This window comes from Saccharopolyspora hattusasensis (assembly GCF_050972075.1).
Classification (GTDB): domain Bacteria; phylum Actinomycetota; class Actinomycetes; order Mycobacteriales; family Pseudonocardiaceae; genus Saccharopolyspora; species Saccharopolyspora hattusasensis.
In genome coordinates this window covers 5,858,901-5,883,766 of record NZ_JBPCDC010000001.1, presented here as the reverse complement: position 1 = coordinate 5,883,766, position 24,866 = coordinate 5,858,901, and the positions used below count along the sequence as shown (strand labels likewise).

Below are 24,866 nucleotides of genomic sequence, written 5' to 3'. Positions count from 1 at the left end.
CACCCGTCACACAACGCAACAGGAACAAGGAAAACGAAAACGAATGACAACGAACGATGACCGGCGACCGACCCTGGCCCTGACTTTTCATGTGGGTCGGTTGTGTTGCGGCGTGCCTGAACACAGAAAGTGCTCCTGACCTGGGAGGATACGGGTGTCTGACGTCCGTATCGCAACCAAGGTGAGGAGCACTTTCGAGGTGCAGGCTACTGGGTGGTCGCGGGGTTTGGAAGTCACCGCTGATGGTGAGGGGATCGTGTCGCACGCCGGGCTTGCGCTGCTGCGCGGGTTGACCGATAAGACGGGTTTGACCGCAGGCTTGTCGAAGGCGCTGGCCGGCACCCGGTTGCTGGTGCATAACCGGGGCCGGGTGGTAGCGGATGTGGCGTGCGCGATCGCCGACGGGGCGCGGGCGATCAGCGATTTCCGGGTGATGGGTGACCAGCGGGAGCTGTTCGGGCCGGTGGCGTCGGTGCCCACCGCGTGGCGGACGTTGGAAGAGATCGCCGACGGCGGAACCCGCACGGCGAAGAAGATCACCGCCGCAGTGAACACTGCCCGCCGGTATGCGTGGGACCAGATCGTGACACGCCACGGCACGCTTCCCGGGGTGCGCATCGCGGACAAGACCCTGGAGGGGGTGACCTGCGTCCGCATCGACGCGACGGTCACTGACGCGCATTCGGACAAGGAGTGGGCGGAGGCGAACTTCAAGGGGTTCGGCCATCACCCGCTGCAGGCCTACTGCGACAACACCGGGGGTGAGCCGCTGGCGTGGATGCTGCGCCGCGGTTCGGCCGGCAGCAACACAGCCGAGGACCACATCGCCATCACCGATAGTGCGATTGCCGCGCTGCCACAACAGTTTCGGAGGCGGTTGATGGTCACTGTGGACGGTGCCGGCGCCAGTCACGAGCTCATCGCACATCTGGACAAGCTCGCGTCCCGGCGCGGATACCAGCTCATCTACTCGGTGGGGTGGGCGCTGACCGAGCGGGAGAAGACCGCGATCCGGCTGGTGCCCGAGCGGGCGTGGGTGCAGGCGATCGGGCCGCGCGGGCAGCTGCGTGAGCGACGCGCCGAGGCCTGACCACCCATCACTTGACTGATCACCCGACCGACACCACCATCGTCGGGCACAACGCCACGTCACAACCGCCCACCGTCAGCACACCAGCTGAATGTTTGCTTCCCTGGGAGTCGAGCAATCGCGCGGACCCACTGGCAGCACGGCGCGGATTCCGGCCCGTCGGCCGAGAATCCCCGCCGTGCTGTTTCGTATGACAATACCTAATTCCGTTCTCAGCTACCGTAGATTTCTTGCATTCGCTCCATCAGCTCAGGCAGGGAGACCGTCCCATTCTTGTCCTTGTCGAAGGCGCGGAAATCGTCCTCGACCTGTTTCTTGGTTGCGCCCCACGCCCCCATTGCCTTGGCGTACTCGTCCAAGCTGATCTCGCCATCACCATCGACATCGACCAGATTGAACATCGCCGAAGCCGCCGCGGTATTGCGGGCGACGATCGCCGGGTCGCCCTGCAGGGCACGCGCACCAGCAATGTATTCTTGCTTGCTCACCTGCTTGTCACTGTTGGTGTCCATCCTCTCGATGAGACGGTCGGCTACCTGGCGATATTGGAAGCGAACGTTCTCAGCCTCCGGGGAGCGCGGATCACGCCCGACCGCCTGACATACGCTGTCGACCATGGCCTCGAAGTCCTTGTGATCGATGTAGCCGTCGCCGTCCCGATCAGCCTTGTCGAAACTGGTAGCGACAAAATCAAATCCTTTTTCGGTGATCATAATAAAACCTTTCACAGCAAGAACAGTGCAACATATAGGACCTGTATGCTGCATGGAAGCACAACCACACCGCGCCAGCAACCGCGACCACCTCATAGCGTCGACACGACCCGGGATATGTTCCACAAATGCAGGGAAACCGCCACCGGCCACGGCCACTCAGTTGCCAAACCGGGCCCATCGATTTAAAATATGATATTCGTCGCCATTTGGCATATTCCAATATAGCGGTGCATTGGTAAAAATTCTTGCGCCACCCGACAGGCTTCACCTGTGGTTCGCTGCCGGGTTGGGCCATGGGTTGGGCCCGGGTTGGGCCGGGGTTGGGCCGGCCGGGACTAGGGTTCAACGAATTTGACATTGATCTGGATCTGGTAGCCGGGGTACTGCTTCTCGTACCGCTTCCAGCGGCGGCCAGGCGCCAACGCACGTGGCGGTCCAACTGGGGTCACTCACCCGGTCTCCCTATGATCATCAGGTCCGGGCGTCAACCATCTCCGTCTGTTTTAAATATTGACAGAGTTCGTGTTTCCGCGGACTGTCGAAGAGGATGGGAGGTCGGAGCTGCATCGGGCACGGCCGGTACGCACGCTGTTTCTCTCCGGAGTCTCCACGCAGATCCGGGTGGCGTGATTGCATCCCGTTTTCCCCGTTCGACGGAAATTCGGAGTTGCCCCAGGCGCCCGTAGGCGATCTCGACGATTTCCTACATCAGCGATTCCCCGTAAGGGGGTATTTTTGTGCCTCGCCCGAGCGACCTCGGCGGCGCGCGGCCAATTCCAGCTGTATAGTCATATATTGACTTCGCGTGAATCACTGGATTGCAAATAGCTGTTCGTGGGAATTGTTCACCATCGCCTTCCTTTCCTTCGCCACGTCGCCGAACTCGTCACTCGCCCAGCAGGAGGAGAACTGTCGCGATGACCACGTCCATTGCCATGGAACCTCAAGAGGTCCACCTCGTGGAACTGACCCATTTCCCAGGGCAGCGCTATAGCGCGACGCTGGGCTACCTGCAGGCTTCCGCCGAAAGCCTTCCCGAGATCGCGGCCGCGTGCTCGTTCCGTAAGCACATCGAGCCCCAGACGACCCGGAGTTGGCCGGAAACGTGCCGGAGGATCCTCGACTCCTTGCACGATCCCCTGGTCGTCGCGTTCACCATCTACTTCTGGAACCGCGCGAGGTCGCTCGAACTCGCAGGCCTGATCAAGCGCCGGTGGCCGTCGTGCCGGATCGTGCTGGGCGGCAACGACGTCTCTCACCAGCAAGATCAGCTCTTCCGCGAAGCACCGTGGGTGGACGTGCTCGTGCACGGGGAAGGCGAGCTCCGCTTCGCGGAACTGCTGCGCCGTTTCTGCTGCGGCAGCGAAGACCTGTCCAACATCGACGGGATCAGCTTCTGGGAAGGCCGCGGGGAGCGGCGCGAACTGAGGACGACCCGGTCCGCGAGCCGAATCGCCGAGTTGGACACGATCGCCTCGCCGATCCTCAGCCCGGTCTTCAGCGACGAGGACATTGCCACCACCAGCCTGTTGGTCTACGAGACGAACCGCGGGTGCCCCTACCACTGTTCGTTCTGCTACTGGGGTGGAGCGATCAACCAGAAGATCCGCCGATTCTCCATGGAGCGGATCACCAGGGAGCTGGAGCGGGTGGTCAGACTCCTCCCCGCCGAAGCGCTGTTCTTCGTCGCCGACGCTAACTTCGGCATCCTGCCCCGCGACCGGGAGATCGCCGAACTGTTCGTCGACCTGTGCCGGCAACACGACAAGGCGATCAGCTTCGTCGTGAACTGGGCGAAGAACTCCAGCCGCCGGATCGTCGAGATCGCTGAGGTGCTCCACGCCGCCGGCGCGCTGCTCGGCATGACGCTGTCGACCCAGTCCTTCACCCCGAAAGTGCTTGAGCTGGCGCAGCGATCGAACATCAAGACCGAGCACTACCGGGAAATCCGGCGAATGTGCCAGGAGAAGGGGATCCCGACCTACACCGACCTGATCTGGGGAATGCCGGGGGAGAACTACGAGACGTACAAGGACAGCGTCGAAGAGGTCCTACGCGTCAACGGGTGCCCGGTCATCTACCACCTCCTCCTGCTCAATAACACCGAGTACGCGAAGGAGACATTTCGCCACGAGCAGGAAATGCTGGTGCGAGAGCTTCCCACCGAGGTCGGGAGCGAGATCAGCGCGGAGACCGTCGTCGGCCACCGGCAGATGACGCGCGACGAATGGCTCAGGGGCACCGAACTCCGGTTCTCGTTGTATCTGTTCCAGAAAACGCTGATGCGCGCCACGTTGGCCGTCATCCGCGCCGCGACTGGTATCCGGATGGTCGATCTGTGCGACCACCTGGTCGATTTCCTCAAGGAGGGCTGTCCGGACGGGGAGGTCGCGGAGTTGGCACGTGATCATTCCCGTGCGTGGTGGAATCCTGCCGACTGCGACCGCGAGCTGGTCGTACGTACGCTGGGCGTCGAACATGGGAATTTTCAGGCGAACGCGCACTGGGCTGCCGTGATCCGATGCTTGGCGACCGCTCCTGACCGGCTCCGCGCGTTCCTGACCGGTGCCGTGGAACACCTCCGCGCTTCCTCTCCCGGGAGGCTTCCTAGCGCGGCAGAGATCGAGTCGGCGCTGGACCTCGACGTCCTGGCCAGCGCCGAACTCCGGACCCGCTTGACCGGGATCCCAGTGGAGGCGGAGGTCGTTCTCCCCGGACACATCTACACCGTGCTGCGGGAGGCCGACGTGCTGCAAGGCCAGGCCCACATCGGTGGAGGAGGAGTGGTCACCGGGCGGATGCGGACCGCTGTCGACGACTTCGACTCGACGCGAGCCAACAACAGCTTCTTCTACTACCTGAGCGGCGTGCAGTTCGGTCGGTCCAACCCCTTGCGAGACAACGTTGTTATCGACGCCCGTGCGGGGACCTGAAGTTCCCGGCTGTCTGAGCTGGGTTCACGCGATCCGGCAGTTGCGCCTCCCCAACAACAACGGCTCGACCACGCCCGCACCCCGACGGTGACAGCTACTTCAACGTAGCAGCGTTCCTGAAAGCGATATCGTCGGATCAGAGGCCGGCCTTCCCAGTGCTGTGAACCTCCAGCCTGCTGCGCGCCATTTCTGCGGGTCGAGGCTGTTGCGGGCATCGACGATCCGGCGAGCGCGCACGACTTCGGCCACTGCTGCCGGATCGACGTCGCGGAACTGTGGCCAGTCCGTCAAGTGGACGAGCAGGTCCGCTTCCCGGCAGACGTGGAGCAGTGATTCGCCGTGATCGAGTTGCGGGCAGGCCCGCCTTGCCTGGGCGCTGGCACGCGGATCGAAGACGGCCACGTGCGCTCCCTCGCGGTGGAGTTGTTCGGCGACCGCCAACGCCGGGGAGTCCCGGGTGTCGTCGGAGTCCGGTTTGAATGCCGCGCCCAGGGCCGCTATCCGTTTGCCGCGAAGGGTCCCGCCGCATTCGGCGCGGACGAGGTCTACGAGCCTGTTCCGTGCCTGGTCGTTGATTTGGTCTACCGCGGTGAGCAATGATGCGGCGCCGGTCAACCGCAATGCGCGGGCCTGCGCGGTGAACGACCGCAGGTCCTTGGGCAGGCAGCTCCCGCCGAATCCGAGCCCGGGGTGCAGGTGTGCCGAGCCGATCCTCGGGTCTTGGCCGAGGGCCTCCGCCACCGTGACGACGTCGGCGGAGACCAGCTCGCACATCTCGGCCACCGCGTTGATGAAGGAAATCTTGGTGGCCAGGAACGCGTTCGCTGCCATTTTGATCAGCTCGGCGGTTTCCAGACCCGTCACGATCAGCGGAACCCCTTGGTCAAGCAGGAACCGGTAGACCTCGCGCAACAGCGCAGCAGCGGGTGCGGAGGAAACTCCGAACACCAGCCGATCCGGGTGCAGGCTGTCTACCACCGCGTGCCCCTCGCGCAGGAACTCCGGGTTCCACGCCAGTTCCACCGCGGGATGTCCGGCAAGCTCGGCCAAGCGTTCGCCAAGCACTGTGGCGGTTCCGACCGGAACGGTCGACTTGCCGACCACCAGCGCTGGCCGGGTCAGGTGCGGCGCAAGCCCTTCCAGTGCGCCGAGCAGGGGCTTCAGATCGGCGCTTCCGTCCGGCGATTGCGGGGTCGGTACGCACAGAAAGTGCACGTCGCCGAATCGGGCTGCCTCTCGATAGGAGGTGGTGAACTGGAGCACGCCGCGTAGTCTGTGATGGTTGACCAGGTCTTCGATACCGGGTTCGAAGAGAGGGACCCTTCCGGAGGTGAGTGCGGCGATCTTCTCGGCGTCGATGTCCATGCCCAGCACGGAGAAACCCGCCCCTGCCATCGTGACGGCATGGGCTGTTCCGACGTATCCGGTGCCGAGCACGGTGATGCGCAATGTCATCTCTGGATGTTCCTTCCTGCTGCCCCGGCCACGTTCGGCTGCGCGGTGCGGTTGCCGCCGAGCGACGGAGGAACAGCGATTCCGAGTTCTGCGGCCATGGCCTCCGCAGTGCGTGCCAGCCCCGCCCGCAGCGCGACAACGGGCTGCCAGCCGAGCAGGTCGCGTGCGAGCGACGTGTCGGGCCAGCGCCTGACAGGATCGTCGATCTCGGGTGGGAGGAATCGCAGTGGAGCGGTCGACCCGATCAGCTCTCGGATCACGTGCGCGATGTGACGAACTGTCGTTTCCGTCCCGCCGCCGATGTTCACCGGCCCGGGGTGCGACGCGGCCGTGTAAGCCAGAATGCCGCGCACGGTGTCGTCCACAAAGCACAGCGATCGGGTCTGCTCGCCGCCGCCGTTGATCGTCATCGGTTTGCCGGTCAGCGCCTGCCGGATGAAGGTGGGGACCATTCTCCCGTCGTCCGGGCGCATCCGCGGGCCGTAGGTGTTGAAGATCCGGAGGATACCGGCGTTCACGCCCAGATCACGCCGGAAGCACGCCGTCAGGGCTTCGGCGAACCGTTTGGCCTCGTCGTAGACCGCTCGGGGACCGACGGGGTTGACGTGGCCCCAGTAGTTCTCCGCCTGCGGGTGCTGCTCCGGATCGCCGTAGACCTCGGAGGTCGACGCCAGCACGAACCGTGCTTTTTTGGCTTCGGCGAATTGCAGGAGTGCCCAGGTCCCCGAGCTGCCCGCTCGGAGCGTGGCGAGCGGGAGTCTGCGGTAGTCGGCAGGCGAGGCCGGTGAAGCGAGATGCAATACGGCAGCGACCTCACCGTCGGTCTTCCAGGGCGCGGAGACGTCGATGTGGTGGAAGTGGAAATTCTGGTGATCCACCAACGCCGCAATGTTGTCGAGCCGACCGGTGGATAGGTCATCCAAGCATTCCACCACCAGACCTCGCGTGAGGAGCGCGGCGCACAGGTGGGAACCGAGAAACCCGGCGCCGCCCGCGATGACTACCCGGTTGCCGGGTGTGAGTACCGGTTCCATTGGACTTCCTTCTCCCCTCGCTGGGCGTGCCCGTTCACGAACTCCTCCAGATCGGCGATGAGCTGCTCGGCAGGCGGCAGCGCAAGCATCCGGCGCTGAACTCCCTTGGCGCGTGCACGGAACGCGGGCTCGGTGAGCACCCGATCGACGACCGACGTCAGCGAGTCCACGCTGAGTTCCTCCAACCGCAGCGCGAGCCCGACGCCCAGCTGCTGAATCCGAGCGGCGTTGGCGGACTGCTCAGCGAACAGCGGCACACCGACCATCGGCACACCCGCGGTGAACGCCTCGCAGATGCTGTTGAAACCGCAGTGTGTGACGAAGAGGTCGGTGGCCGCCAGCAACGTTTTCTGCGGCACGAACGAGGTCAGGTGGACGTTGTCCGCACGCACTCCGCGCCACTGCGCGGGATCGTGCTCCGCGCCGAGCGCGACGATGCCGGTCACTGGCAACCGCCCCAATACCTCGATGATCGTGTCCAAAGGCGACGGCCCAGTGCCCAGCAGATGGCCGGCATTGGAACCCAGGCTGGCCAACAGCAGCGGCCGGTGAGCAGGTAGGTCCGCCACCGCGGGGTCCAGTGGCTCCGATGCGGTCTTCGGTGGCTGGTAGTGACTCCCCCGCTCCATTCGGGCTTGCTCCGGATGGAACATCTCCGGAACAACCGAGGCCCGGAAACCCCGCAGTGGAGACCAAGCGTCGTCGATCGGCTCGAGGTTCCACGCTGCCCGCAGACGATTCAGCTCTGCCAGCACGACGGCGTCGCCGTAAGGTGCGAGAGGTGCGATGAGGTCGAGCGCGGCGTGGGGAATCCCGAGGTGCTCGGCGGCCAGATATCCGCCGAACTCCGTGGTTTCGCGGACCACCACGTCGGGTTCGAAGGACGGCAGCACCTCCACCAAGTCCACCGCGGCGCGGCTGCCCATCAGACTGATGAAGGCATGGGCGAACATCTCCGCGGTTCCATCGGTGGTCTTCCCCGGCTCCAGGTGCGCCCCCACCTTTCTCGTCAGTTCCTCATCGGCCACGATGTCGGACATCGAGACCGCATTCGGCAAAACCAGCGGCCGCAGCCCTGCCCTCGCCACGTGGTGCGCCAGCTCGGCTCCGGTGGCGACGACCACCTCATGCCCGGCCTGTCGGGCCAACGCCGCAATCGGCAGCACCAATGGAACGAGATGCGAATAGATGGCCTGCGCGGTGAAAGCAATGCGCACTGCGCTCTCCTTCGTCGACCTGCCTCCCGGAGGGCACCTTCGCAGGGTTTTCGCCCCCCGCATCACAGCGAAGCAGAGGCTGCGAAGCCTGCGATCCCACGCGAGGCACTATCCCCCGATTTCGCCGAACTCGAACCCGACCAGGTCATCCTCACGATCGCGTCCTGACGTCCCAGCGTGTGGGCGACGGGGAAGAAAGCGATTCCAGCGCGACGCGATAGATGTGCGCATTCTCAGTCGCAAGAACACCTTTGGGTCGTGCGGATGCAGAACGGTCATCAGAACAGGCAAGATTGTTCACGGTGTCTAACATCGCAGCCGAAGTCTCAACGACGCGGAAAGGAGCTCGCTCACATAATGGAAGAGAAGGAGCAAGCCACTAAAGCCACCGCGTGGAAACGACTCATCCGAGTCATCGAAGGTGGACTGGCGTTCGATGTGCTTTCTGCCGTCGCGAAGCTGGGAATCGCTGATCATCTCGCCGACCACCCGCGGAGCGCAGCCGAACTGGCCGGCGCGCTCGGCGCTGCCGATGAGGAGGCGGTCCAGCGATTCCTGCGCGTGGCCGAATCGATCGGCCTCGTCCGGCACGACCTGCGCTCCGGACGGTACGAGACGACACCGATGTTGAACTTGCTGCACCGGAAGAGCGGGACTTGCCGCAACCAGGTGCTGACCTTCACGGCTCCCGGTTACCGTCGTACCGGTGAACTGCTGCACCACACGGTGCTGAGCGGACGGGCTGCAACGCAACAGGCGCTGGGGACGGATCTGTGGAAATACTACGAGGATCATCCTGAAGAAGCCGTGTTGTTCGCGGGTGCGATGCGCGATCTGACCAACTCCGTGGCGGACGACGTGCTTGCTGGCTACAGCTTCGCCGGCCGCGCCACGGTGGTTGACGTCGGTGGCAGTCACGGAGTCCTGCTGTCCCGGATTCTGGCTTCGTACCCGGAGGCACGGGGGATTCTCTTCGACCGTCCGGAAGTGGTCGAGCAGGCCCGCCAGGCCTTCGTAGACCAGGGACTGGCTTCCCGCGTTCGGTTCGTCGGCGGGAGCTTTCTGGAGGCAGTGCCCGACGGCGGAGATCTCTACCTGCTCAAGAGCGTGCTGTGCGACTGGGATGACGAGAGCTGCACGCAGATCCTCTGCCGCTGCCGTGATGCCGTCGATGCCGACACTCCACTGGTAGTCGTCGACTGGCTGCACCCGGGCCATGCCGACACCACTCTGGACTGGATCGATTTCATGCAGGCAGTTCTGGTCAACGGTCGGGTCCGTACCCTGCAGCACTACGAAACCCTGCTCTGCGCCGCGGGGTTCCGGATCAATCGGGTTGTGGAGACTGCCACCGACCGCGCTCTGCCAGCAACGGTGATCGAGGCGTTCTGCCGGTGAAGGCAGGACGCCCGAGTCCCCGGTGAAGGAGCCTCAGGGACGCCACCGCACGGCGGCGGCAGCGGCGACCTCGCCGGTGTGGGCGAAGCCCGCGAGCATCAGCAACGAACCGCTGACGACGGTCTCCTCGCGGATGGCGCGGTCCAGAGTCACCGGGACGCCGACACTGAAGACATTTCCGCACTGATCGAACGTGTCCGGGTGTCGTTTGGTGGGAAGGCCCAGAGCCTCACGCCAGTTCCGCAGAAAGGTTCGATTCGGCTGGTTGGTCACGAGCACGTCGATCTCCTCGGTGTCGACACCGATTCGTCGGCACGCCCGTCGGACCACTTCCGGCACGAACCTGTTCCCGTTGTGCAGCGCCTCCTCAATGGTGTCGCTGCCGAACCGGTACCGCGGTTCGCCGCGGCCCGGCTGCCAATACTTGCGGCCGTCTCCGCTCTCAAACCGCATGTGCCCGGCTACCTCGTTGTGGTGCAGGGTTTCGACGTGCAGGATCGGCGATTCCGCCGAAGTCGTCAGCAGCGCGACCCCCGCACCGTCGCCGGGAATGGGCGCCTGGGGCGTCTTGCGCACCTGGGGCTGGACGTAGATCTGCCCGGCCATGTTGGCCACGCCGCATACCAACGCCGACCGCGCGCCGTCGGCCTGGAGGAGCTGACGCGCCAGTTTGAGCATGTAGACGAAGGAAACGCACCCGGCGTTGTGCAGGTCGACGATCCACTCCGGGTTCGCGCCCACTCGATGCGCCAGCTCGCCACCGCAGCCGTGGATGGGCGTGTCGGGCAACATCGTGTGCGTGACGATGACATCCACCGCGCGGATCGTCTCACGGCCGTGCCGTGAGACGAGACCGGTGAGGGCACGCTCGGCCATGTCCACCGCTGTCTCGCCCGGTGCGAGGTGGTGCCGATGATGCGGGGGCGCCTTGAACATGGCGCTCCCAGCCTGGTCCGAGCATTCGGCGAAGCGCGCGTAGTAATCCACGGGAACTGGATTCCCAGGAAGATAGCTGCTGACGTCGAGCATGCTGATCTGCTTCACGCGTCCTCCTTGGACCACTCGGGAGCGATGGGCTGCCCGTGGGAGTGCCGGTGCTCGCAAATCTTCTTCAGGTTCTGCAGTTCGACCCAGTGAGCGGCGTAGAACAGGTCCCAGAACTCGCCGACCCACGGACGGTTCGGACTCGCGGCCAGATCCGGCCACGGGTTCTCTTGGTAGAAGGGATGGCGGCAGTTGGTCCACAACACCACCGAGCCCGGCCGGTTGAGCACTAGCTCGGCATCCACGACACGCAGGAGGTAGATCATCCACAGGTGCTCGCCCTGATCCCAGGCGCAGTGGTAGTCCACCGTCATGGCCTCGGGGTTGGCGAGCGTGCGGACGTAGATCTTGCTGCTGTCGTCGCACAGCATCTCTTCGCCTGCCCAGAGCCCGGGTTCGTCGGTCTCTGTCAACCGCCGCAGCGTAAGCGTCCACTCGACGAGGCTGCGGGGGTCGGCCATGTACTCGTAAACCTCCCGCGGCGGCGCGTCGATGTGGTCGCTGAGCGAGCAGTACCGGCCGAAGATCTCCTCGTGGTCCCACTTCGGGCGGGTCATCTCCCGCATCATGGCCATGGTCTCCGGCCGCGAACAGTTCTCGATGCGGACCAGGTCGGGAATGGCGGTCAACGTGGACACGGGATCATCTCCTTATTTAGGAACGAGCGGACCGGTGGTATCTCGTCGACATCGCAGTCGACCGAGATGAACGCCGGCTCCCGGGTGGCGCAGGTGTCGGCAAGCGCGCGAGCGAGTCCTTCGGTGGTGGTCGCGTTGCGCGCGTCGAGGGAAGGGAACATCGCGTTGATGCCGGTCGCCAGACGTGCGCGGCCAAACCGGTTGTAGCTGTAGCCGCCGCCATAGAGGACCTGCTCCCGGGTCACGCACATCGCGTGGGCGTTGTTGTTGAGGATGACGAACGTGATGGGCAGGCCATGCTCGACGGCTGTGTGCAGCTCGAACCCGTGCATGTAGAAGGCGCCGTCCCCTGCGATCACGTAGACGCGGCGCTGCCGATCGGTGTCCGCGAAACTCGCACCGATCGCAGCACCGAACGTGTACCCCATGCCGCCCATGCCCAGGGTGACCACGAACCGCCCGTGCCGTGGAGCGGAAAGGTGGTGAATCGCCGCCGCACCGCAGTTTCCCGCATCTGCGAACACGGCTGCGTCACGGGGCAACGATTCATCGATGGCAGCCATGACCTCGCGGTATCCCAGGCCACTGCCCGAGTGCGGCGGTGGTTCGAGGTATCGGATGCGCTGCTTGTGATCGAGTACGCCGCCAGACACCAAGCTGAGGCGCCCGACCAACGCAGGCAGGCTGGCGCGGAGATCGCCGGTGACGACAGCTGCGTCCACGTAGGGCCGCTCGGGGGACAAGCACACGACTGGACGATTCGCGAGCAGTTCGTCCAGCCCGTCGCGCGCGACGACCGGTAGTCTGGTACCGACCAGCAGGCACGCCGACGAGTCAGCCAAGCCCTCGACGACGGTCGGGTGCCCCATGCCCCCGGAGACACCGACGAAGCGGTGATCCCCGTTGTCGAAGACGTCCTTGGCGTCCGGGGTCACCGCGACCCTCGCCCCCAGCTTGTCCACCAGCCGCGCCAGGTGATCGCGCACGTCAGCTCGGGCGATGCCGTCACCAGCGATCACAAGAACGCCACCCGCACGGCGTGCCGACTCCAGCGTGGACGCGGCGGCCGAAAGCTCGCGTTCGAGCGGTGCGGTTTCGACCCGCGCCCGGAGCAGCTCGGTCAACACCACGTCGCTCGGCGCCTGCTGCACATCCTTCGGCAACAGCAGAACGGCCGGTCCGCGGGGAGAGGACAACGCCGCCGAAGCCGCTTCACGGAAACGAATGATCAGCTCATCCGGTGAATTCACTCGTGCACAAAAACGCGCTACTGAGCCGAAAACCCGCTCCGCATCGAGACTGCCACCACGACCGCTGGAGTCCTGGAAAGCGCCGAGCCCGTCGAGCCGAGTTGGTGGCTGACCGACGAGCGCGAGCACCGGGATGCGCGACGTGTACGCCTCACCGAGGGCGGAAACCACATTGAGGGCACCTCCACCCGAGGTCGTGGCGACGACACCGAGACGACCGGTGACGCGCGCGTAGCCGTCTGCCATGGTGCACGCGGAGAACTCATGTTTGGCGAGTACTCCGGTCACCGCTGGATTGCAATGCAACGCGTCGTACAGGTCCTCGATGTTGGCGCCGCCCACGCCGAACACGTGCGTGACACCCAGCGCCGCCAGTGCGTCCACGAGCCGGTCCACCGCCCGCCGCCTGCCATTGTTGAGGCGGGCGAGTCCATCAGTCGATGGCGGAGAACTGCCCACGCCGGACGGCAGTACCCCCAGCGGAGTCATGGCGGGAAAATCCATGGTGTAGTGAGTTCTCCTCGCTCTTGGGCACCGGTGCGCTGGACTTCTCCGGGGATTCTCCGGGCCCGCTCCCCATGTCAACGAGGCGAAAAAGAGTGATATCACTGCGAATTCATCCAATTGAGTCCATCCGACGAACCTATCTCACCCGCAGGCGTCACGAATCACCAGTTTGCGATCCCGAAAGTCGGAGTCACCCCCGCGGCGGGCGGTCCAGACACGTTCGAATGGGACTCAGGTGGCAGCAGCGGTCCAGTGTCGACAACCATTACGACGTGTCGAACGGCGCGGCCGCATGGATCGAAGAGAAGGAGAAGCCTTGCACTGGCGTATTTCCGAAGAATCATCGCATTCCCTTCCGGACGGCCGGACCGTTTCCTGCACGTCGCCCTCGGAGATGCTGACTGTCTGGGAAGACGTCAACCACAACGACGCCTACCTCGCAGCGGTCCAGGGACTCGCCCAGGGGGCGCTGATCGTCGACGCGGGAGCACACTACGGGCTCGCCGCCCTCTTCTTTGCCCACCACGTCCCGAACCCGACGATCTTGGCTTTCGAACCCGTGCCAACCACTTTCGAGTGCCTGCGGGAGAACCTGTCCCGTCACGTGCCGGGCGGTCGTCCGTTCCGCTGCGCCCTCGGCAGGCGGCCCGGGAACCGCGAAATGACGTACTCACCGGTCGCGCCCTGCGTGTCGACGCTCCACGCGGACCACGAAGAGGACAGACGCACACTCGAAGCCATCGTCACCAACACGGGCGGGAACGCAATCAACGCACTCGATCTTCTGCAACAACGGGATGCGACCAATTACACCTTCCCTGTGCCGGTCACCACGGTGACTGAAGTGGTCGAGCAACAGGGCATCGGAACCATCGATCTGCTGAAAATCGATGTGGAGCGCGCCGAATTGGAAGTGCTCGACGGGGTGAGCGACGAGGTGTGGCCCGGCATCCGCCGCATCGTCATGGAAGTGCACGACGTCGACGGCAGACTCGCCGAAGCAGCGAGCCGACTGAGAACGCGGCACTACGAAGTGACCGCGTCGCAACCGACGATGTTCCGGAACACCAACCTACACATGATCACCGCGATCCGGGACTGAAAGCTAACCCGGGGCTTTCACAGTGGTGAGGGGGCGATGGTTTGCCACGAACGGATACCGGCGCCCGAGTTTGAGCGCGAAATCATCGACACCGAGGACCGGCACCGCGTTCGCCACGGGGTCGGGCAGCACTTGCACCAGACGCAGCAAGGTGTTTCGGCTCACCACAAGTCCCAGCCGGGCGACCAGGCGAGCCCGCCCGGCCCGCCATCTCCAGCCCAATGACGTCGACCGTGTCCTGCCGATGGCCTCCGTACCCCACGAGCACGACCTCTTACCCAACCCAGCTCGACGTCCTGCTCAACCCCCACGATCCCGCCGTGATCGCCGAAGCCCAGCGGGCCGGAATTTCCGAAGATCGCCGGCAATAAGCTCGCTCTCGCTCATCCGCAAGGCCCTGGAGACGGATCGGCGCCAGCCGTCCGCATAAGGAAAGCGACCGAGAGCGAATGCCAACCGCAGGACATCCCAACGGACGCTGACAGACACTCGTGCTTGAACGCACCACAGCGGCAGCCGAACGTAACGATGAACTGCGCAGATGTGCACATCGCCCAACAAACCGCCACTGCCCCGGTTACGGCCACAGTGGCGCAGCATCGTGATTCTGCACCTTTTCTGCACCCTCGGGCCCGAAACCGGCCCCCAAAAGAAGAAGCCCAGGTCGTTGACCTGGGCTTTTGCTCCCCCGACTGGACTCGAACCAGTAACCCTTCGGTTAACAGCCGAATGCTCTGCCAATTGAGCTACGGAGGAATATTTCGTTCTCGTCAGCCCTCGTCGCGCTGACAGGAACCACTCTAGCCCATCCCCCCAGACCGCTTCACCGGCCCCCCCTGTTGTTGATCCAGACGATGAACCCGCTGGTCAGCGGCGGTGGACCACGACGAAGATGCGGCGGAACGGGAACCAGGTCGTACCGTCGGGTCGTCGCGGGTACGCCGCCACCAGGCGAGGTGCCAGCCCCGCGCGGAATTCCGCCCACTCCGCATCGTCCAGCGCCGCCGTGACCGGACGCAGCGCCGTGCCCGTGACCCACTCCAGCACCGGGTCGGCGCCTCTCAGCGCGTGGACGTACGTCGTCTCCCAGGCGTCCACCTCCGCGCCGAGGTCGGCGAGCGCGGTCGCGTAGCCGATCGGCGACAGCACCGCGTCGGATCGCAGCACCTCGCCAACCCGGTCCCGCCAGCGCGACTCCGCGACCAGTTCCCGGATCGCCACGTAGGACGGTGATTCGAAGTTGCCCGGCACCTGGAAGGCGAACCACGCCCCGGCGGGCAGCTGGGGCAGCCAGCTCTGCAGCAGCTCCAGGTGCTCCGGCACCCATTGCAGGACCGCGTTGCACAGCACGACATCGGTGTCCGGCAACGGTTTCCAGTCCCGGACGTCCTCTTGCCTCGCGGCCACCCCACGAATCTGGGCTGCCGCGACCATCTCCGACGACAAGTCCGTGGCCTCGACCGCCGCCGCTGGCCACCGATCAGTCAGCAGCGAGGTCAGGTTCCCCGCCCCACAGCCGAGATCCACGACCCGGCGAGCCCTGGCCGCACCGACCCTGGCCACCAGGTCGTGGGCCGGACGGTCGCGCTGGTCACTGAACGACAGGTACTTCTGCGGGTCCCACACGTCCACACCTCCGTAAACAGTACGCACGTACTGTATATCCGGGGCTTCGACGGTGTCGAGCGGAAATCAGTCCGGCTCCGGGCCTTTCGCCTCCCGCAGGCGCTCGGCGACGGTCGCGGCGAACTCGGCCACCGCCGCCTCGTCCGCGTCCTGGTCGGCCCGGACCTGCAGCACGATCCCGTCCTCGCCGGGCACCTTGCGCTGCACGAACCATGCTCCCCCGCCGGGCAGGTCCCGGTGGTGGCGGGAGCGGATGGACTGGTTGACGCGCTCGTGCACGACGTCGGGCAGCCGCCCCGGCTCGGTCAGTTCGAGCCGACGGCCCGGTTGGTCGCGCAGCAGCACCGCGCCGCCCGCCGAACCGGCTTCCTCGGCTTCGATCACGGTGAGCACGCCGTTCTTCCAGGTGGCCTTGCTGAGCAGGTGCCAGCCGACGCGGCGGCCTTCCGGCAGCCACAACCCCAGGTGCGTGGCGAGCAGCGCTCCGCCTGCCGTCTTCGCCACCGCCAGCACGTGCTCCTCGGCCTCCAGCGAGCCGGGGAACTCCGCCGGCACCTCGGCCGTGCCGCCCAGCCGCGCGACCAACCGCCGCAGCCAGGCGATCACAGCGTCCCCATCGCCTGGTCCAGCAGCGCCTTCCGGTAACCCTCCAACGCCACCATGTCGCCGAACAGCGCGTTGTACTCCTCAGCGTCCTCCAGCGGCGACATCCGCTGCACCCTGGACTTGATGTCCGCGATCTGCCTGCTGACCAACTGTTCCTGCAATCGGGCAATCAATCCGGACACGTAGCGCGGATCATCCTCTACCGACTTGATCTCCAATTTCTCAACGGCCAGTTCTGTGAGCAGCCTGTAAGTCGCCTGGCTCTCACAATTCTGAGCAATCGCGTCAACAAAAGCTGGCCCTCCTAGGCCAGACATCGTGCCGCCAGCCGCTGTAATAGCTCGGTGAAGCTCACCGTAAGCAGGCTCAGTGAAGGCTTCCTCAGGTAGCGAGTCATACATCGGCCCGGCCAACGCGGGAGCTTGGAGCGCTGCCTTCAGCGTCTCTCGCTCTGCCCACCTGGGGTCGTATCGTGGCGGCCGTTTCGGCTGGTCGACATCCAACCCGAGCGACTGCTGAGCAGCGTTACGCTTTGGGCGGCGGCGTGAAGGCGTTGGGGCACCAGTACTTTGCTGAACCCGATACACTACCTTGTTCTCATCGTTCCAACCCGCCCACCACGAAAGCTTGACGGCATAACCGTCTCGCTTCTCGACGTCCTTAATCTTTGCAACCAATGGAATCAAGTGTTTCAGCGCCGAAACCCGACCATCAATCGAATCGAGATCAAACCCTTTAAGTTCGTTTCTGATGGCGAATTCGAAAAGCGGAATGCGGCGAGCAACCAGATCGCGGACCGCCGCATCGCCTTTAGCCTCACGTAGCTCACATGGGTCCATCCGATCAGGCGCGATCGAGATGTATGTGTGCGTGGTGAACTGCTGATCACCTTCGAATGCCTTGAGCGCTGCCTTCTGTCCAGCTTCATCACCATCGAAGGTGAAGATGACTTCACCGCTAAAACGGTCATTATCAACCATCAGGCGGCGCAGCACGGAGATGTGGTCGTCGCCGAACGCCGTGCCGCAGGAGGCCACCGCCGTCGGCACTCCGGCCAGGTGCATCGCCATCACGTCGGTGTAGCCCTCGACCACCACCGCCTGGCGGCGCTTGGCGATATCCCGCTTGGCCAGGTCGATGCCGAAGAGCACCTGGGACTTGTTGAAGATCGGGGTGGCCGAGGTGTTGACGTACTTGGCCTCGATCGGGTCGTCGTCGAAGATCCGCCGCGCGCCGAATCCGACCACGTCACCGCTGAGGTCCTTCAACGGCCACAGCAGGCGCCGGTGGAACCGGTCGATCGGGCCGCGGCGCCCCTCCTTGGACAGGCCGCACTTGATCAGCTCGTCGAGCTCGAAGCCCTTCATCAGCAGGATCTTGGTGAGCTTGTCCCAACCGGCCGGGGCGAAACCGCAGCCGAAGCGCTCGGCCGCCGCCTCGTCGAAACCGCGCTTTGCCAGGTACTCCCCGGCCTTCAGCGCTTCCGGCGAGCGGAGCTGCTCGGCGTAGAACTCGGCGGCGATGCGGTGCGCTTCGACCATCCGGGCGCGCGTGCCGCGGTCCCGCTTCGGCCCCGGGGTACCGCCCTCGTACTGCAGTTGGAGACCAACCCGGTCGGCCAGCCGCTCGACGGACTCGACGAAGCTGAGGTGCTCGATCTTCATCAGGAAGGCAATGACGTCGCCGCCCTCGCCGCAGCCGAAGCAGTGGAAGGTGCCGTGGCTGGGCCGGACGTTGAACGACGGGGTCTTCTCGTCGTGGAACGGGCACAGGCCCTTCTGCGCGCCGCCGCCGGCGTTGCGCAGAGCTACGTAGTCGGCGACCAGATCGTCGATCCGGTTGCGATCGCGCACTTCGGCGATGTCGCTTTCCCGGATCCTGCCTGCCACGCACCCAGTCTAGGGGCATTGTGATCGTCACGGTCGAGGTGGCTTGCCGGTGCGGCAGAATCGCGGCTGTGCCCGCCACGAACGCCACCCTCGCCGCAGAATTCGACCAGCACCGCAGCCGGTTGATCGGCATCGGCTACCGGCTCACCGGCCGCCTCGCCGACGCCGAGGACGCAGTCCAGGACGCCTGGCTACGGCTGGCGTCGACCGACCGCGAGAGCATCCGCCGTTCTCCCGTCCTCGATCACCACCGGCAGCCCGCGGGAGAACTCTCAGCGACCTAATGAATCAGTGCTCACGTCCCACAAGCACGGACGGGCACGACATCCCATCAGCGATCAACTCTCCCGGCGCACCGGCAGGGGCACGCTCTCTCATCAGGACTCACACGTCCAGGACCACAGAGTGCTCACCTGCCGGCGGCTACCAGACCCGAGTCTGCCCCACGGCCGACTCACGACTCATTAGGTTCCCTGGACTGCGGGTGCCCCTCCTGATGTATGTCCAATACGCGGCGGAGGGGCCGTCCTCGCCAGAAAACCTCTCAGAACCCGCCGATGGTCGTCTTGGCAAGGTGAATGCAAGCGGCTACGCCGCTTCCAAAGGCGCGGACGGCATTCGCCGACAGGTTCTAAGCAGGCCCCCGGGCTCAGCTGGGGTCGGTCACTCGGGCCAGGAAGTAGAGGGCTCCGGTGGTCTGGTGGCGCACCAGGAATAGGAACGGTCGGTCCACTTCGACGCGGATCGGGTCCGGCTCCCGGACGATCGCGGTCAGCCGCATCATCATCGCCGTCGCCGCCGCGCCTTCGAGGCCGCTCTCGTCCACTTCCAGCACCGACTGGTGCATGATCATCGAAACCCGCAGCGGCTGATCTGTCAGCGGCGAGAAATCCGCCGCTGGGGTGAACAGCGCACGCACCCCGAGCGCGCCGAGCGGGCTGCTCAGTTCGGCATCGCCGGTGACGTCGAACTTCGGCAGGAACAGCTCCACCCGCTGCTGCCCGACGGCGGCCAGCAGCCTGCCCAGCCGCGCCGCGTCGAGATCCGGTTCGGACGTCGCCAGGTCGCCGTCCGGCAGCAGCACCACGGCCTCGACACCGCCTGCTGCGGGCAGGCTGACGACCTGCCAACCTTCCGCTGCGGCGTAGCCGAGGCGGCGGGTGGCGTGCATGGTCTGAACTTCGCGGTCGCCGGCCGGGGCGTGGAATGGCCGCCGACCCGTGGCTTTCTCGTCGAACGCCTGCCGCCACGAAACCTTCAGGTAGAGGGCGTTGACCAGGGCCGCGACCGTTTCTGGGTCGACCGAACCGGCGGGCAGCAGCTCGGGGATCAGTTCACGCGTCGTCTCCGCGACGTCCGCGTTGATCAGCTGCCGGGCATCCTCCGGGGCCGCCCGGAACGGCGCGTTGCGCACCGCGCTACCGGGCCAGTCCTCCAGCGTGGACAGGTAGGACTGCTCGACCGGGAGACCCGCGTGCGTCCACAGCGTGTTCGCCACCGCCAGCACGGGCGGCTCGGCGGCTCCACCGGCGGAGAGTTCGGCGGCGCCGCTTAGCAGTTTCAGCAGTCCGGCCGGGTCGTCCCGCAGCGCGGAGACCAGCTCGTCCCTGGTCTGACCGCTGGTCGCGGTCGCGGCCAGGCCGAGTGCGCTGGCCACCGAGTACGGCGACCAGCAGAACGGGGTGTCCACCGGCGGAGCGAGCCGCCGGTGGAGGGACAGGCTGAAGTCGAGGTGTTCGCTCACGGCCGCTGGGCTCCGTTCCGCGTCGGCTGACTCGGGCTGATCCCGAGTCTGCCAGCCGAACGGCCCACACCGCTCGCACCGGCGCTGGCGGATTCTCGCCCACCCGAGCACCAGGGCGTGGGGCGCCGTGCCAGCGGTTCGACGGCTCAGGACGAATGGTGTTGCGTCCGAAGTGGAGCGAGCGGCCATCACCGCACCAAATCGCCGCCTGGAGCACCGTCGTCGACGTGAGCCCCAGTCGCCGTTGCCACCCGCACCGCCACGCGGAACGAGTCTGGAAACTCGCTCCTAGCGGATGGATTCCTCGACGTCGGAGAGGCCCATCAGGCGGAGCTCCTGGGCGATGTAGTCGGCCGCTTGCTGGGCCGCCGGGTCCTGCCAACGCAGGTCCCGGACCCAGTCGGCCAGGTTGTCGGTGTTCACGTACGGCTCGCCGCCAACGACGAGCTTCTGGATGTAGTGCCGGTTGCGCATCGGGGTCTCCTTGCGGCACGGGGCTTCGGGGCCGGGCCGCGGGCTGTCTCCGCGTCGGACAGCCGGGCGGGGATCGGGGGCCGTGCTGTCGGCGGTCGGGACCCGCCGATTAACACTCTGGGTAAGGATTCTGCAAGCAAATCCCAGATCAACTCTCCCCTTTCAGATTAACGTCACATCGGATTCGCCACATTCCGTACATGCTTTCGATGCCAGCCGATCGCCTGCGCGTCGGTCAACGACGAAACCTGGTCCAGCACGACGCGCAGCCGGGCCGCGTCGTCGCCCGCCCGGCTCCAGGCCGAGGCCATCGCCGGGTCCAGCGAATCCGGGGCCCGCTCGGACAACGCCCACACCAGCTCGGCCAGCAGCGCCCGCTGCCGTTCCTGCATCCGCAACCGCTGCGGATCGCTCATCACGTACCGCAGCGCGACGGCCTTGAGCACCGCGACCTCGGCCACCACCGGTTCGGGCACGACCAGCTCCGCGCGATACCTGGTCAGCGGCCCGGGCCCGAAGCGGTCGGCCGTCCCGGTCACCGCCGCGGCCACGAACCGTCCGACTAGTTCGCTGGTGAGCCGCTTCAGCGCGACCTGCGCGCGGAACGTGCCGTCGTAGTCCAGCACCGCGGCCACCACCGGCCACCGCACCAGCTCCGACGCCGCGTATTCGAGCTGCCCGGCGGTGTCCCCCGAACCGTCGCCCCAGAAGTGCTTGGCCGCCATCCGGACGATCTCCGCCCGCTCATCGCCGCTGGTCAGCGAGCGCAGCGAGATCCGCCCCGACAGCACCCCGTCCTCGACGTCGTGCACCGAGTAGGCCACGTCGTCAGACCAGTCCATGATCTGGGCCTCCAGGCACCGGCGCGCCGATGGCGCGGCTTCGCGCAGCCACTCGAACACCGCCAGGTCGTCCGGGTAGACCCCGAACTTGGCCTGGCCCGGGCGCTTCGGCCACGGGTACTTCGTCGCCGCGTCCAGACAAGCACGGGTCAGGTTCAGGCCGCGGCCGACGTCACCCGATTCGGCCCGCTTCGGCTCCAGCCTGGTGAGGATGCGCAGGGTCTGCGCGTTGCCCTCGAAACCGCCGCAGTCGCCGGCCAGGTCGTTCAGCGCCCGCTCGCCGTTGTGCCCGAACGGCGGGTGCCCGATGTCGTGCGCGAGCCCGGCGGTGTCCACCAGATCCGGATCGGCGCCCAACGCGGCGGCGATGCCCCGCCCGATCTGCGCGACCTCCAGCGAATGGGTCAACCGGGTGCGCGGCACATCGCCCTCTTCCGGGCCCACGACCTGCGTCTTCCCCGCCAACCGGCGCAACGCCGCCGAATGCAGCACCCGCGATCGGTCCCGCGCGAACGGACTCCGGTCGTCGGAACGGGCGCCGACGGGCACCGCGACCTTCGGCGGCTCGGGCAGCAGCCGCCGAAGGTCGTGCGCGTCGTAGCCGGGCATCGCGCCCGTCGGGTCTCCGGAGCTCATCGCGCTCAGATTACGGCCAGAACCCGACACATCGCCGCAGCGCAGCGGGGCCGGCCTGTCGCGCGCCGCGCCTCAGCCCAGCCCGTCGCCGGAGATCTCGGACGGGGCGTGCGTCAAGCGGTAGTACACGAGTGCGCCGGTTTCCCGGACGATGTACTTGAACTGGACCTCGCGGGTCTGCACCACGGGCCCGGACCGGGCCGGGGACGCCCACGCCGTGAGCCCGAAGTCGCTGGCCATCGTCCGCGCCCGCAGCGAATGCCAGGGGTCGCTCACGATCAGCGCGCTTGTCCAACCGCGCTGCTGGGACAGCTCGGCGACGGCCTGGAGGCTGCCCAGCGTGTCACTGCCGACATCGACGTCCACGATCTTCCCGGAGGGCACTCCGTTGCCCATCAACCACTTCTTGCCGGCCTGCGCCTCGGTGTAGGCGTCTCCAGGCAACCGGCCGCCGACCGTGACGATGTACTTGGTCAGGCCATCCTGGTAGAGCTCCAAGGCCTGGTCGAGCCTGGCGGCCAGCACGTCCGAGGGCTTGCCGTGGTACTGGGCGGCACCGAGCACGATCACGATGTCGACCGGCCGCCGGTCGTCGGCGCGGGCCACCTGCCACACGCGGAACGCGGTGCCGCCGATCACCAGCAGCACCACCAGCAGGGCACCGACCACCGCGCGCCCCAGCAACCTACCGGCGGGTCGGCGCCGATGGGCGGCTCGATGAGGGCTCACGTTGGCATCCTCGCAGATCTTCGGGAACCGCCGACGGCGATCCGGGTCCGGCCACACCGGCGGTTCGACAGGTCCGGAAGCACCAACATTCTCAACCGCTCCCAGACGTCGGGCCGGCAACGTCCGAGGACGCCGCCGGCCCGGACCGGTGCACCAATCTCAGCAGCCGAGCAGGCGGGCCGCCAGGTACTCCTCCAGCTTGTCGATCGCCACCCGCTCCTGCGACATCGTGTCGCGCTCGCGAACGGTGACCGCGAGGTCGGACAGCGAGTCGAAGTCGACCGTGACGCAGAACGGCGTGCCGATCTCGTCCTGCCGCCGGTAGCGGCGACCGATCGCACCGGCGTCGTCGAAGTCGACGTTCCAGTTGCGGCGCAGCTGCGCGGCGATGTCGCGGGCCTTCGGCGACAGCTCGGCGTTGCGCGACAACGGCAGCACCGCCACCTTCACCGGCGCCAACCGGCGGTCCAGCTTCAGCACTACGCGCTTGTCCACACCACCCTTGGCGTTCGGCGCCTCGTCCTCGTGGTAGGCGTCGATCAGGAACGCCATCATCGGCCGCCCCACGCCCGCGGCCGGCTCGATCACGTACGGCCGGTATCGGGAGTTGCTGGCCTGGTCGAAGTACGACAGGTCCACGCCCGAATGGTTCGAGTGCGTGGTGAGGTCGAAGTCGGTGCGGTTGGCGATGCCTTCCAGCTCACCCCACTCCTGGCCGCCGAACCGGAACCGGTACTCGATGTCGACGGTGCGCTTCGCGTAGTGCGAGAGCTTTTCCTTGGGGTGCTCGTAGGTGCGCAGGTTCTCCGCGTCGATGCCCAGGTCCGAGTACCAGCGGGTGCGCTCGTCGATCCAGTACTGGTGCCACTGCTCGTCCTCGCCGGGCTCGACGAAGAACTCCATCTCCATCTGCTCGAACTCGCGGGTCCGGAAGATGAAGTTGCCGGGCGTGATCTCGTTGCGGAACGACTTGCCGATCTGGCCGATGCCGAACGGCGGCTTCTTGCGCGCGGTGGTCATCACGTTCGCGAAGTTGACGAAAATGCCCTGCGCGGTCTCCGGCCGCAGGTAGTGCATCCCTTCCTCGCTCTCCACCGGGCCGAGGAAGGTCTTGAGCATCATGTTGAACTCACGCGGGTCGGTGTACTGGCCGCGGGTTCCGCAGTTCGGGCACGGGACGTCGGAGAGGTCGTCCTCGGCGATCTCCTTGCCGGTGCGCTCGGCGTACTCCTCGGCGAGCTGGTCGGCGCGGAAGCGGTGGTGGCAGGAGGTGCACTCCACGAGCGGGTCGTGGAACGCGGTGACGTGCCCGGAGGCCTCCCAAACCGGGCGGGGCAGGATCACCGACGAGTCCAGGCCGACGACGTCGTCGCGGCCCTGCACCATCGACTTCCACCACTGGCGCTTGATGTTGTCCTTGAGCTCGACGCCGAGCGGTCCGTAGTCCCAGGCCGACCGCGTACCGCCATAGATCTCGCCGGACGGGTAGACGAAACCACGGCGCTTGCAGAGATTGACGATCGTGTCGATCTGGTCGGCGGGCACGCTCACTCCGGAATCATCACTGGAAATACGTCGAACCAGCTGGTCGGGCTGGAGTTTCCCAGCGTACCGATCCCGGACCGGGTGACGTTCGCCCGGGCTGGCCATCGGGTGGCACGAGGCCACCGGCCGGGCGTGCGGTATTGATTTAAACCTTCCCCCTCCCTTGAACACGCGGGGGATTCCTGGCTCCCAGTGCACGATCGCTCAGCGAATGATCGAGCCCTACGCGATCAGCACCAGCCGGGTTGGAACCAGCCCGGTTGACATCAAAGCCAACGGATGGTGCGTGCTTGGTTCTCGCAGCGCACTGACTGCACCTACCCGATCATCGGAGGCTTCAGGCGACAGGTCGGCTCAGGCGTACCCGTAGGATGGGTTCGTGGAGCGTCAC

19 protein-coding genes, 1 tRNA gene and 1 pseudogene are annotated in these 24,866 nt (G+C 65.9%); 5 read left to right on the top strand and 16 right to left on the bottom strand.

Annotated features, from left to right (window positions below; translation table 11 throughout):
• The first annotated feature begins 154 nt into the window (after window positions 1–154).
• Window positions 155–1,090, top strand: coding sequence for a transposase (locus ACRXBZ_RS28200; protein WP_433881653.1), 936 nt, complete (start codon window positions 155–157; stop codon window positions 1,088–1,090).
• 212 nt (window positions 1,091–1,302) lie between these two features.
• Here ACRXBZ_RS28200 and ACRXBZ_RS28195 read toward each other — a convergent pair whose 3' ends face one another.
• Window positions 1,303–1,803 (bottom strand): EF-hand domain-containing protein, encoded by a 501-nt coding sequence (locus ACRXBZ_RS28195; RefSeq protein ID WP_433881652.1) that lies wholly within the window; start codon window positions 1,801–1,803, stop codon window positions 1,303–1,305.
• Between the two features lie 920 nt (window positions 1,804–2,723).
• On the opposite strand from ACRXBZ_RS28195, the gene ACRXBZ_RS28190 reads away from it, so the two are divergent.
• Window positions 2,724–4,739: a radical SAM protein gene (locus ACRXBZ_RS28190; RefSeq protein WP_433881651.1), complete on the top strand. Its 2,016-nt coding sequence runs from the start codon at window positions 2,724–2,726 to the stop codon at window positions 4,737–4,739.
• Window positions 4,740–4,838: 99 nt separating this feature from the next.
• On the opposite strand, the gene ACRXBZ_RS28185 is transcribed toward ACRXBZ_RS28190, so the two are convergent.
• The 3 genes from ACRXBZ_RS28185 to ACRXBZ_RS28175 are packed head-to-tail and all read right to left on the bottom strand — an operon-like array spanning window position 4,839 to window position 8,445.
• Window positions 4,839–6,194, bottom strand: coding sequence for a UDP-glucose dehydrogenase family protein (locus ACRXBZ_RS28185; RefSeq protein ID WP_433881650.1), 1,356 nt, complete (start codon window positions 6,192–6,194; stop codon window positions 4,839–4,841).
• Entirely contained in the window at window positions 6,191–7,228 is a 1,038-nt protein-coding gene (locus ACRXBZ_RS28180; protein ID WP_433881649.1) for an NAD-dependent epimerase/dehydratase family protein, read from the bottom strand. Before ACRXBZ_RS28180 ends, ACRXBZ_RS28185 begins: the two co-directional genes overlap by 4 nt.
• On the bottom strand, window positions 7,195–8,445 hold the full coding sequence (locus ACRXBZ_RS28175) for a glycosyltransferase (RefSeq protein WP_433881648.1): 1,251 nt from the start codon (window positions 8,443–8,445) through the stop codon (window positions 7,195–7,197). The genes ACRXBZ_RS28180 and ACRXBZ_RS28175 overlap by 34 nt, the downstream gene beginning before the upstream one ends.
• Window positions 8,446–8,709: 264 nt before the next feature.
• Here ACRXBZ_RS28175 and ACRXBZ_RS28170 point away from each other — a divergent pair, with 264 nt between their 5' ends.
• On the top strand, window positions 8,710–9,843 hold the full coding sequence (locus ACRXBZ_RS28170) for a methyltransferase (RefSeq protein WP_433883989.1): 1,134 nt from the start codon (window positions 8,710–8,712) through the stop codon (window positions 9,841–9,843).
• Window positions 9,844–9,876: 33 nt separating this feature from the next.
• Here ACRXBZ_RS28170 and ACRXBZ_RS28165 read toward each other — a convergent pair whose 3' ends face one another.
• Genes ACRXBZ_RS28165 through ACRXBZ_RS28155 form a run of 3 tightly spaced genes read right to left on the bottom strand, consistent with a single transcriptional unit; the run spans window position 9,877 to window position 13,279 of the window.
• Window positions 9,877–10,887, bottom strand: a complete 1,011-nt coding sequence (locus ACRXBZ_RS28165; RefSeq protein ID WP_433881647.1) for a 3-oxoacyl-ACP synthase III family protein — start codon at window positions 10,885–10,887, stop codon at window positions 9,877–9,879.
• On the bottom strand, window positions 10,884–11,525 hold the full coding sequence (locus tag ACRXBZ_RS28160; RefSeq protein ID WP_433881646.1) for an SRPBCC family protein: 642 nt from the start codon (window positions 11,523–11,525) through the stop codon (window positions 10,884–10,886). Before ACRXBZ_RS28160 ends, ACRXBZ_RS28165 begins: the two co-directional genes overlap by 4 nt.
• Entirely contained in the window at window positions 11,513–13,279 is a 1,767-nt protein-coding gene (locus tag ACRXBZ_RS28155; RefSeq protein ID WP_433881645.1) for a thiamine pyrophosphate-binding protein, read from the bottom strand. The genes ACRXBZ_RS28160 and ACRXBZ_RS28155 overlap by 13 nt, the downstream gene beginning before the upstream one ends.
• 238 nt (window positions 13,280–13,517) lie before the next feature.
• Between ACRXBZ_RS28155 and ACRXBZ_RS28150 the strand changes: the two genes are divergently transcribed.
• Window positions 13,518–14,384 carry an FkbM family methyltransferase gene (locus tag ACRXBZ_RS28150; RefSeq protein ID WP_433881644.1) on the top strand — a complete coding sequence of 289 codons (867 nt, stop codon included), beginning with the start codon at window positions 13,518–13,520 and terminating at the stop codon, window positions 14,382–14,384.
• 683 nt (window positions 14,385–15,067) lie between these two features.
• Here the strand turns inward: ACRXBZ_RS28150 and ACRXBZ_RS28145 are convergent.
• From ACRXBZ_RS28145 to dnaG, 4 genes are all read right to left on the bottom strand, one after another.
• Window positions 15,068–15,140: transfer RNA gene (locus tag ACRXBZ_RS28145), tRNA-Asn, on the bottom strand.
• A 111-nt stretch (window positions 15,141–15,251) separates the two neighbouring features.
• Window positions 15,252–16,010, bottom strand: a complete 759-nt coding sequence (locus ACRXBZ_RS28140) for a trans-aconitate 2-methyltransferase (protein ID WP_433883988.1) — start codon at window positions 16,008–16,010, stop codon at window positions 15,252–15,254.
• 66 nt (window positions 16,011–16,076) lie between these two features.
• Window positions 16,077–16,616, bottom strand: coding sequence for a hypothetical protein (locus tag ACRXBZ_RS28135; protein ID WP_433881643.1), 540 nt, complete (start codon window positions 16,614–16,616; stop codon window positions 16,077–16,079).
• Window positions 16,613–18,505: a DNA primase gene (gene dnaG / locus ACRXBZ_RS28130; RefSeq protein ID WP_433881642.1), complete on the bottom strand. Its 1,893-nt coding sequence runs from the start codon at window positions 18,503–18,505 to the stop codon at window positions 16,613–16,615. The genes ACRXBZ_RS28135 and dnaG overlap by 4 nt, the downstream gene beginning before the upstream one ends.
• Window positions 18,506–18,573: 68 nt before the next feature.
• Here dnaG and ACRXBZ_RS28125 point away from each other — a divergent pair.
• A pseudogene (locus tag ACRXBZ_RS28125) lies at window positions 18,574–18,717 on the top strand (sigma factor); the annotation flags it as partial.
• A 437-nt stretch (window positions 18,718–19,154) separates the two neighbouring features.
• Here the strand turns inward: ACRXBZ_RS28125 and ACRXBZ_RS28120 are convergent.
• From ACRXBZ_RS28120 to ACRXBZ_RS28100, 5 genes are all read right to left on the bottom strand, one after another.
• Window positions 19,155–20,249, bottom strand: a complete 1,095-nt coding sequence (locus ACRXBZ_RS28120; protein WP_168587076.1) for a serpin family protein — start codon at window positions 20,247–20,249, stop codon at window positions 19,155–19,157.
• 288 nt (window positions 20,250–20,537) lie between these two features.
• Window positions 20,538–20,723: a hypothetical protein gene (locus ACRXBZ_RS28115; RefSeq protein WP_168587075.1), complete on the bottom strand. Its 186-nt coding sequence runs from the start codon at window positions 20,721–20,723 to the stop codon at window positions 20,538–20,540.
• 173 nt (window positions 20,724–20,896) lie between these two features.
• Window positions 20,897–22,201: a deoxyguanosinetriphosphate triphosphohydrolase gene (locus ACRXBZ_RS28110; RefSeq protein WP_433881641.1), complete on the bottom strand. Its 1,305-nt coding sequence runs from the start codon at window positions 22,199–22,201 to the stop codon at window positions 20,897–20,899.
• Between the two features lie 72 nt (window positions 22,202–22,273).
• Complete coding sequence (locus tag ACRXBZ_RS28105) at window positions 22,274–22,930, bottom strand: YdcF family protein (RefSeq protein WP_210434999.1); 657 nt, start codon at window positions 22,928–22,930, stop codon at window positions 22,274–22,276.
• 159 nt (window positions 22,931–23,089) lie between these two features.
• On the bottom strand, window positions 23,090–24,475 hold the full coding sequence (locus tag ACRXBZ_RS28100) for a glycine--tRNA ligase (protein WP_168590185.1): 1,386 nt from the start codon (window positions 24,473–24,475) through the stop codon (window positions 23,090–23,092).
• Window positions 24,476–24,866: the final 391 nt, after the last annotated feature.